This is a genomic window from Pontibacter brevis (assembly GCF_054779655.1).
In genome coordinates, this window is record NZ_BAAGXV010000006.1 from 121,120 (window position 1) to 129,547 (window position 8,428).

6 protein-coding genes and 1 pseudogene are annotated in these 8,428 nt (G+C 49.4%); 3 read left to right on the forward strand and 4 right to left on the reverse strand.

Translation table 11 applies throughout. The features are described from left to right. Positions 1 to 9 precede the first annotated feature (9 nt). On the forward strand, positions 10 to 1,320 hold the full coding sequence (ftsA, locus tag ACYVB1_RS01320) for a cell division protein FtsA (protein WP_460919694.1): 1,311 nt from the start codon (positions 10 to 12) through the stop codon (positions 1,318 to 1,320). Positions 1,321 to 1,346: 26 nt separating this feature from the next. After that, complete coding sequence (gene ftsZ, locus ACYVB1_RS01325; protein WP_460919696.1) at positions 1,347 to 2,915, forward strand: cell division protein FtsZ; 1,569 nt, start codon at positions 1,347 to 1,349, stop codon at positions 2,913 to 2,915. A 106-nt stretch (positions 2,916 to 3,021) separates the two neighbouring features. On the opposite strand, the gene ACYVB1_RS01330 is transcribed toward ftsZ, so the two are convergent. The 4 genes from ACYVB1_RS01330 to ACYVB1_RS01345 all read right to left on the reverse strand — a co-directional run bounded on the left by ACYVB1_RS01330 (position 3,022) and on the right by ACYVB1_RS01345 (position 7,230). Then, positions 3,022 to 3,546, reverse strand: a complete 525-nt coding sequence (locus ACYVB1_RS01330) for an NADPH-dependent FMN reductase (RefSeq protein ID WP_460919698.1) — start codon at positions 3,544 to 3,546, stop codon at positions 3,022 to 3,024. Positions 3,547 to 3,713: 167 nt separating this feature from the next. Beyond that, positions 3,714 to 4,469 (reverse strand): succinate dehydrogenase/fumarate reductase iron-sulfur subunit, encoded by a 756-nt coding sequence (locus tag ACYVB1_RS01335; protein WP_460919700.1) that lies wholly within the window; start codon positions 4,467 to 4,469, stop codon positions 3,714 to 3,716. A gap of 127 nt (positions 4,470 to 4,596) precedes the next feature. Continuing rightward, positions 4,597 to 6,531: a fumarate reductase/succinate dehydrogenase flavoprotein subunit gene (locus ACYVB1_RS01340; protein ID WP_460919702.1), complete on the reverse strand. Its 1,935-nt coding sequence runs from the start codon at positions 6,529 to 6,531 to the stop codon at positions 4,597 to 4,599. Positions 6,532 to 6,549: 18 nt separating this feature from the next. Then, on the reverse strand, positions 6,550 to 7,230 hold the full coding sequence (locus tag ACYVB1_RS01345; protein ID WP_460919704.1) for a succinate dehydrogenase cytochrome b subunit: 681 nt from the start codon (positions 7,228 to 7,230) through the stop codon (positions 6,550 to 6,552). 408 nt (positions 7,231 to 7,638) lie between these two features. Here ACYVB1_RS01345 and ACYVB1_RS01350 point away from each other — a divergent pair. Then, positions 7,639 to 8,428, forward strand: a pseudogene (locus ACYVB1_RS01350) (gliding motility-associated C-terminal domain-containing protein); the annotation flags it as partial.

The following is an 8,428-nucleotide window of genomic DNA, read 5'->3' on the forward strand; positions in this document are numbered from 1 at the left end:
AAAAAAGATATGCAGAACGACAAAATAGTAGTAGGCTTGGATATTGGCACAACCAAAGTTTGCGCACTTGTAGGTCGTAAAAATGAGTTTGGCAAGCTGGAGATATTAGGAATGGGAAAGGCTACCTCTGAAGGGGTAGTACGAGGCATAGTAAGCAATATCGACAAAACAGTGGAAGCCATCCGCAAAGCGATTCGTCAGGCCGAGGAACAGTCGGGTATCAACATAGGTGTAGTGAACGTGGGCATTGCAGGGCAGCATATCAAGAGCCTGCTTCACAATGGCAGTATCACGCGGCAGGTGACCGACCATGAAATCACGGTGGAGGATGTCAATCGCCTTACGAACGACATGTACCGCCTGGTAACTCCCCCGGGTAGCGAGATCATTCATGTGATGCCTCAGGAGTATAAGGTGGATTATGAAGAAGGTATTGTCGATCCGGTAGGAATGTCTGGTGTGCGCCTGGAGGGCAACTTCCATATTATTACAGCGCAATCGAATGCCATCAATAACATCAACAAGTGCGTGTCACGCGCTGGCCTCGAAGTCGACCAGTTAATCCTGGAGCCACTGGCATCCAGCATGTCTGTGCTGAGTGAAGAGGAGAAGGAAGCAGGTGTGGCGCTGGTGGATGTTGGCGGCGGCACTACTGATGTAGCGATTTTCAAGGACAATATAATCCGCCACACGGCAGTTTTACCTTTCGGAGGGAATATCATTACGTCTGATATCAAGCAGGGCTGCATGGTCATGCAAAACCAGGCAGAACAGCTGAAGGTGAAGTTTGGAAGAGCTATTGCCGATGAGGCTTCCGAGAACGAGATTGTTTCCATCCCAGGTTTGCGGGACCGTACGCCAAAGGAAATCTCGCTTAAAAACCTTGCTTATATTATCGAGGCAAGGATGGAAGAGATTGTAGAGTTAGTATATGCTGAAATAGTGCGCTCAGGTTATGCGAATAGCCTGGCGGGGGGCATTGTAGTGACGGGAGGGGGATCCCAGTTGCAGAATCTGGTGCAGTTGGTAGAGTACATCACGGGCATGGATACACGTATCGGATACCCGAACGAGCATCTGGGCAGGTCTAAGATAGACGCTGTGAAGAGCCCGATGTATGCGACGAGTGTCGGATTGGTGCTTGCCGGCTACCAGCCGCTTGACCAGCGAGTAGATCATTACACAGCTGTAAATGAGCCTGTGTATCAGAAGCAGCCAGAGCCGAAGAGCACATCTGGCAGCAGTAACAGTGGAGGTGGCCTTCTGCAAAAGCTGAAGGGCTTCTTATCAGACGACATCGACAACAAACAAAGTTATTAACCCATTTTAGAGCAGGAGAAATTAGCATGACTTCAATGTATACGTTTGACTTGCCAGCCAGCAGTAAGTCTATCATAAAAGTAATTGGCGTCGGGGGCGGCGGTAGCAATGCTGTGAACCATATGTACGGCCAGGGTATAAAAGATGTAGAGTTCATCATCTGTAACACAGACGCGCAGGCTTTAAAAAGCAGCAGTGTTCCAAACAAGCTTGCGATTGGTCAGAACCTGACGGAAGGCCTTGGTGCCGGTGCTAACCCTGAAAAAGGAAAACATGCTGCGCTGGAGAGCAAGGAAGAAATACGCGAGATGCTAAGCAACGATACCAAGATGGTGTTTATCACGGCTGGTATGGGCGGTGGTACCGGAACAGGTGCTGCCCCGGTTATTGCGAAAGTAGCCAAAGAACTTGGCATCCTGACCGTAGGTATCGTAACTGCTCCTTTCGTTTTTGAGGGTAAAAAGAAGAAGACAGCTGCTGAGAATGGTATCAAGGAACTGAGCGAGAACTGCGATACAATCCTCGTAATCCTAAACGACAAGCTGCGCGAGATGTTCGGTAACCTGACCATCCGGGAGGCTTTTGCGAAAGCAGATAATGTGTTAACAACTGCGGCTAAATCTATCGCTGAAATCATCACGGTTACTGCTGAAGTAAACGTTGACTTTGAAGACGTTAAGACAGTAATGAAAGACTCTGGTGCTGCAGTGATGGGTTCTGCAATAACAGAGGGCGAGGGCCGTGCCCTGCGTGCTGCTGAAGAAGCTCTTTCTTCTCCGTTGCTGAACAACACTGACATCCATGGTGCACAGAAAATCCTGCTTTCAATTATGTCTGGCGAGCAGGCGGAACTGGAAATGGATGAACTGACTGAAATTACAGAATACATTCAGGACAAGGCAGGCCAGGAAGCGGAGGTTATCTTCGGCCACGGCATTGATTCTTCTCTTGGCCAGAGCATTCGTGTAACGGTAATCGCCACTGGTTTTGCCAGTGACGCAGAGAGCATTATTGAGCCAAAAAAAACTTTTTTTGACTTAGAGAGCCAAAAAAAAATTGAAGTAGCGGAGCCAGCAAGACCAGAGCCTGCACCAGAGGTAGCCGCTTTCGTGTCACGCCCCGTAGCACCTGCTCCGGTAGTTACACCACAGCAGCCGCCAATACAGCAAACACCGCCACCTGTTGCGCCACCATCTTATGAGCAGCAGCCAATGCAACGCCCGGAGCCGCAGCCAGTACGGCCGCAGCCGATAGTGTTTGAATTAGATGGCAATGTGCAGAACAGTAACAGCAACGCTTACAGTGCCCGTGAGGAGGAAAACCGGTTAGCACGTGAACGCGAAGCCCGTTTAGCGGAAGAGCGTGAACTGATGCAGCGCCGTGCAGAAGAGCGCCGTGAGCGCCTGCGTATGCTGAGTTCAGAAATTACTTCAGAGGCTATCAAGGAAAAACTGGATGTGCCTGCGTACCTGCGCCGTAATGTAGCTTTAGACAGAGTGTCTCATTCTTCTGAGCGCAATATCTCTCGCTTCAACCTGAACGACGATAACGAGATTTTAGGCGACAACCGTTTTCTTCACGACAACGTGGACTAAAAATGTGGACTAAATAAGAAGATTAGTATAAACAGAAAGCCCCTGCATGAGCTCATTCAGGGGCTTTCTGTTTATATACCTGTCAGAAACAGCAGGGGCCGTTCCGTTAGAACCGGGTAAGCTGTTCAATATGCTCTTCCATCAGCTCCTTGTATAGGTCGCTGGTGATAATTTTGCCGTCAAAGTTTTTCTCGATGTGGGCAAACTTCAGTTTCATGGCCATAATGTGCATGCCCAGGTAATGCAGTATATCTGTGAGATGGCTAAGGGCAAGGCCGCTGCCCTGCATACCGGATGATAGGCCAATCAGTGCCCCTTTCTTATCCTTGAATGGGCAGGGATAACTTAGCGCATCAATGAATGCCTTGAGTACACCAGGAAAAGATGAGTTATACTCCGGAACTATGAAAACAAATTTGTCAGACGATTCAATGACTTTGGTGATGTTGTTGAAGGCCTCGTTTTTGCCTGAGTTCTTATACATGGCAGAAACAATGAAATCAGCGGGTAGGTCGGCCAGATCGATGATATGATTGGCTTCGCCTCGTGCTTCTAATTTAGAGGCATATAAGTCAGCGATAGCTCTTGATCTGGAGGCAGGTCTGTTAGTACCTGATATGAGTGTAATCATACTGTAATGTTTCTTTTATCTCCTTTAACAGTTTTCATTATCATAAGTTATAGGAGAGGATGTTTTACTTCTGAGGACGTACTTACCACCTATAAAAGCCAGGGGCGACGTAAATAAAAAAGGCGGAAACAGTAGCTGTCCCGCCTTTTTTTATAGTTGAGATTTGCTTACGCTACGTTCTCTGATGTTGCTTTTGCAACAATAAACTCTCTTCTGAGTTTGTTGATGTTCTCTAAAGAGATACCAACCGGGCACTCGGCAGCACAGGCACCTGTGTTGGTGCAGGCACCAAAGCCTTCTATGTCCATCTGAGCCACCATGTTTTCCACACGTGTTTTACGCTCTGCCTTACCCTGCGGTAGCAGCGCCAGTTGTGACACCTTAGCGCTCACAAACAACATAGCAGAAGCATTCTTACAAGCGGCCACACAGGCACCACACTGGATACAGGTAGCTGCGTCAAATGCTTTATCTGCAATTGTTTTTGGGATCGGAATCTCGTTGGCATCAGGTACACCTCCTGTATTCACAGAGATATACCCACCCGCCTGCTGAATACGGTCGAAAGCGGAACGGTCTACCACTAAGTCCTTGTGAACCGGGAAAGCAGCTGCTCTCCATGGCTCAATGGTAATGGTGTCGCCGTCTGCAAAGTGGCGCATGTGCAACTGGCAGGTTGTGGTGCCACGCTCCGGGCCATGAGCACGGCCGTTGATGAACAGGCTGCACATACCGCAGATACCCTCACGGCAGTCATGGTCGAAAGCGATAGGCTCTTCGCCGCGCACCTCCAGGTCCTCGTTCAACACATCCAGCATCTCTAAAAAAGACATGTCCGGGGATACGTTTTTTACAGGGTATGTTACCAGCTGACCTGCTGTGTCTCTATTTTTTTGGCGCCAAACCTTTAACGTCAGGTTCATTGGTTTAGCATTTGGATTACTTCCAGCCATCTTATCTTAAATTACGAATTTTGAATTACGAATTAGTTAAAGGAGTACTACATACTCAACATTCATCTCTAATTCATAATTTCTAATTTTTGATTTATTATTTATAGCTACGCTGCGTGAGTTTCACATTCTCAAATTGCAGATCCTCTTTGTGGAGTATCGGGTCGTTGCCTACACCCGTAAACTCCCAGGCTGCTACATAAGCGTAGTTCTCATCATCACGCAGGGCTTCATTTTCCGGTGTCTGAGACTCCTCACGGAAGTGGCCGCCGCACGACTCCTTCCTGTTCTGGGCATCGTCTACCATCAGTTCAGCAAGCTCGAAAAAGTCAGCCACACGGTTTGCGCGCTCTAAAGTCTGGTTCAGCTCTTCGCCTACGCCGGTTACTTTCACATCACGCCAGAACTCATCGCGCAGTTTGCGGATTTCCTGCTTGGCTAATTTCAAGCCCTCTTCGTTACGGGCCATACCGCAGTGGTTCCACATGATTAGGCCAAGCTCTTTATGGAAAGCATCTACCGTGCGGGTACCTTGGATAGAGAGTAACTGGTTGTTTTTGGCAATAACAGCTTGCTCTGCTTCTTTGAAAGCCGGGTGGTCTGTCGGCACTTTATCATAAGGCATCTTTGCCAGGTAATCGCCGATAGTGTAAGGGATTACGAAGTAACCGTCAGCCAGGCCCTGCATCAGCGCAGAAGCTCCCAGTCGGTTAGCGCCATGGTCAGAGAAGTTACACTCACCGGCGGCATATAACCCTGGAATAGTTGTCATGAGGTTGTAATCTACCCACAGGCCACCCATGGTGTAGTGAACTGCCGGGTAAATACGCATTGGCCTTTCGTACGGGTTCTCGTCCGTGATCTTGGCATACATCTCGAACAGGTTACCATATTTCGCCGCAATGGCCGCCTGACCTTCACGCTTGATGGCATCTGCAAAGTCAAGGTAAACGGCAAGGCCTGATGCACCAACACCGCGCCCTTCGTCGCAAACCAGTTTTGCATTACGGGAAGCCACGTCGCGGGGTACGAGGTTACCAAAAGCAGGATACTTGCGCTCCAGGTAGTAATCACGATCCGCCTCGGCAATATCATTTACTGTGATTTCACCTTTTCTTAGTCGCTGCGCAATCTCTACCGTCTTAGGTACCCACACACGTCCGTCGTTACGGAGTGACTCAGACATCAGCGTTAGCTTAGACTGGTACTCACCGGATACCGGGATACAGGTCGGGTGAATCTGCGTAAAGCAAGGGTTCGCGAACAAGGCACCTTTCTTGTAAGCTCTCCATGCCGCTGTGGCGTTTGAGCCCATGGCGTTGGTAGAAAGGAAGAATACGTTACCGTAGCCACCTGTTGCCAGAATTACGGCATGTGCACTGTGCGACTCGATTTTACCTGTTATCAGGTTACGCACTACAATACCACGCGCTTTTCCGTCAACCATTACCAAGTCCAGCATCTCTGTGCGAGGGAACACCTTTACCTTGCCATAAGCCACCTGGCGGTTAAGGGCAGAGTAAGCACCCAGTAACAGCTGCTGTCCGGTTTGGCCACGGGCATAGAACGTACGGGATACCTGCGCACCACCAAACGAACGGTTGGCAAGCAGCCCGCCGTAGTCACGGGCAAAAGGAACACCCTGGGCTACGCACTGGTCAATGATGTTAACAGACACCTGCGCCAGGCGGTAAACGTTTGCTTCGCGTGAGCGATAGTCACCACCTTTTACCGTATCGTAGAAAAGGCGGAAGATAGAGTCCCCGTCGTTCTGATAGTTTTTAGCGGCGTTGATACCACCCTGCGCGGCGATGGAGTGTGCACGGCGAGGTGAGTCCTGAAAGCAGAAAGCTTTTACATTATAGCCAAGCTCACCCAGTGTGGCGGCGGCAGAAGCACCAGCTAAACCGGTACCTACTACAATAATATCGTATTTACGTTTGTTGGCTGGGTTTACCAGCTTTACATTGAATTTATGCTTATCCCACTTCTCAGCTATCGGGCCTTCCGGGATTTTAGAATCTAATATCATAGCGAAATTAAAGACAGGTTAGTATACAAAGAAGAAGTATAGTGGAATGATGGCAAAGCCAAGGCATACTATAACAGAAAAGGCATAACCAAAAGTCTGAATGAAAGGAGTATACTTTTTATGGTCTAAGCCCAGTGTCTGGAAAGCACTCTGGAAACCATGAATCAGGTGGTAAGCCAGTGCAACCATGGCCAGTACGTAGATAGCCACATACCACCAGATCTGGAAAGACTCCACCACTCTTATGTAAAGGTTCTCATACTCTGCTCCCTCAATCACAACGCCTTCCAGGCCACCGAAGCGGGCAGGAACAAAGAAGTTCCAAAGGTGGATGATCAGGAAAACCAATATCACGGTGCCTAACAGACCCATGTTGCGGGAAGACCAGGTGCTGTTCTCCTGCGGGCGTTGCTCTGCATATTCAATAGGTCGGGCTGCCTTGTTCCTGCGGGTCAGCACAATAGCATCGTAAATATGGAAGAGGAAGCCGGCCACCAGCACTAATTCCATAATACGGATAATAATGTTGTTGGCCATAAAATATGAGTAGAGGTTAAAGGCTGCACCTCCGTCATCATTAAAGAGCTGAAGGTTACCAATAAGGTGTACTACCAGGAAAGAACACAGAAAAAGGCCCGTAACCGACATCACGATTTTGCGCCCCATTGTACTGGAAAACGTTTTAGTAAACCAACTCATTTGTGTTTGTTATAGGTTAAGTAAATAAGGGTTTTTAATTATCAAAGGTAATAGCGGGCCCTATATAAACCAATTTTAGCTTCATATTTTGAATCAATCTAAATTGTTACGCGTACCACAAAAGGCTATAGGCTAATAACCCACTTTCTGTCCTTTTGTTAATAATAAAAGCGAAAAAACGGAGTTTATATTATTACCTATATTTACACCTATACTTACCGCCAAACCTAAAATTGTATGCCAAACAGTTTACGCTTAAGGTATTTGCTGCGCGGCAGTCTGTTCTTCATGTTGATGTTGTTGTGGGGATGTTTTACAGAAGCACAGGCTACGCATATCCGGGCAGGAGATATCACAGCAGTACGAGACACCACGCCCAACCCTAACCCAAGAAGGTTTTTTTTCAGAATGAATATATTCACCGATCAGGCTTCCTCCGCTGAAGACCCGATCGTGTACATGAACATGGGCGGCGGCGTGATTCTGGAAGTGCCACGCGACTCAGTGGTGAATATTGGAAACGAGACGGACAGAGAAGTTTACATGTGGGAGTACACCTTCCCTTCTGATGGTACCTTCCGGGTATCCTGGGTGGGGGTAAACCGAAACCTCGGTATCCTGAACATGGCGCCACCCTCTGATCAGCGCTCGTTTTTTATCGAAACAGTCATCAACATCAACGCCCTGCGGGGCTTTAACAGTACGCCTGTTCTGACCGTGGATCCGATAGACATAGCGGCGGTGGGCAGGCGTTACGTCCACAACCCCGGTGCCTACGATGCCGACGGCGACAGCCTTTCCTTCAAGCTCCTGGTGCCGCGGTACGAGGACGTGAACGGTAACATCTCGCCAGTTCCGGGCTATAACCTGCCCCACCTCATCTTCAATTGCACTACCTCCGATGGCTCGGGCCCGGCCACTTTTTCGCTGGACCCTTTGACGGGGCAGATGACCTGGGACGCCCCCTGCCGCAAGGGTGAGTACAACGTGGCCTTCGTGGTGGAGGAGTGGCGGGTGTCGCCCAACGGCGGGGCCGTGAAGCTGGGCGAGGTGGTGCGCGACATGCAGATTCTGGTGCGGGAGACGCCTAACCGCCCTCCTGTCCTGGAGCCGAAGGACACGTGCGTGGTGGCGGGCACGCTGCTGCGGGGGGTGGTCTCGGCCACGGACCCCGACGGGGACCTGATAAACCTGACGG

Excerpts from the sequence above, each read along its gene's own strand:
- ftsA (WP_460919694.1), top strand. The coding sequence starts at position 10 with ATGCAGAACGACAAAATAGTAGTAGGCTTGGATATTGGCACAACCAAA.
- ftsZ (WP_460919696.1), top strand. The coding sequence starts at position 1,347 with ATGACTTCAATGTATACGTTTGACTTGCCAGCCAGCAGTAAGTCTATC.
- ACYVB1_RS01330 (WP_460919698.1), bottom strand. The coding sequence starts at position 3,546 with ATGATTACACTCATATCAGGTACTAACAGACCTGCCTCCAGATCAAGA.
- ACYVB1_RS01335 (WP_460919700.1), bottom strand. The coding sequence starts at position 4,469 with ATGAACCTGACGTTAAAGGTTTGGCGCCAAAAAAATAGAGACACAGCA.
- ACYVB1_RS01340 (WP_460919702.1), bottom strand. The coding sequence starts at position 6,531 with ATGATATTAGATTCTAAAATCCCGGAAGGCCCGATAGCTGAGAAGTGG.
- ACYVB1_RS01345 (WP_460919704.1), bottom strand. The coding sequence starts at position 7,230 with ATGAGTTGGTTTACTAAAACGTTTTCCAGTACAATGGGGCGCAAAATC.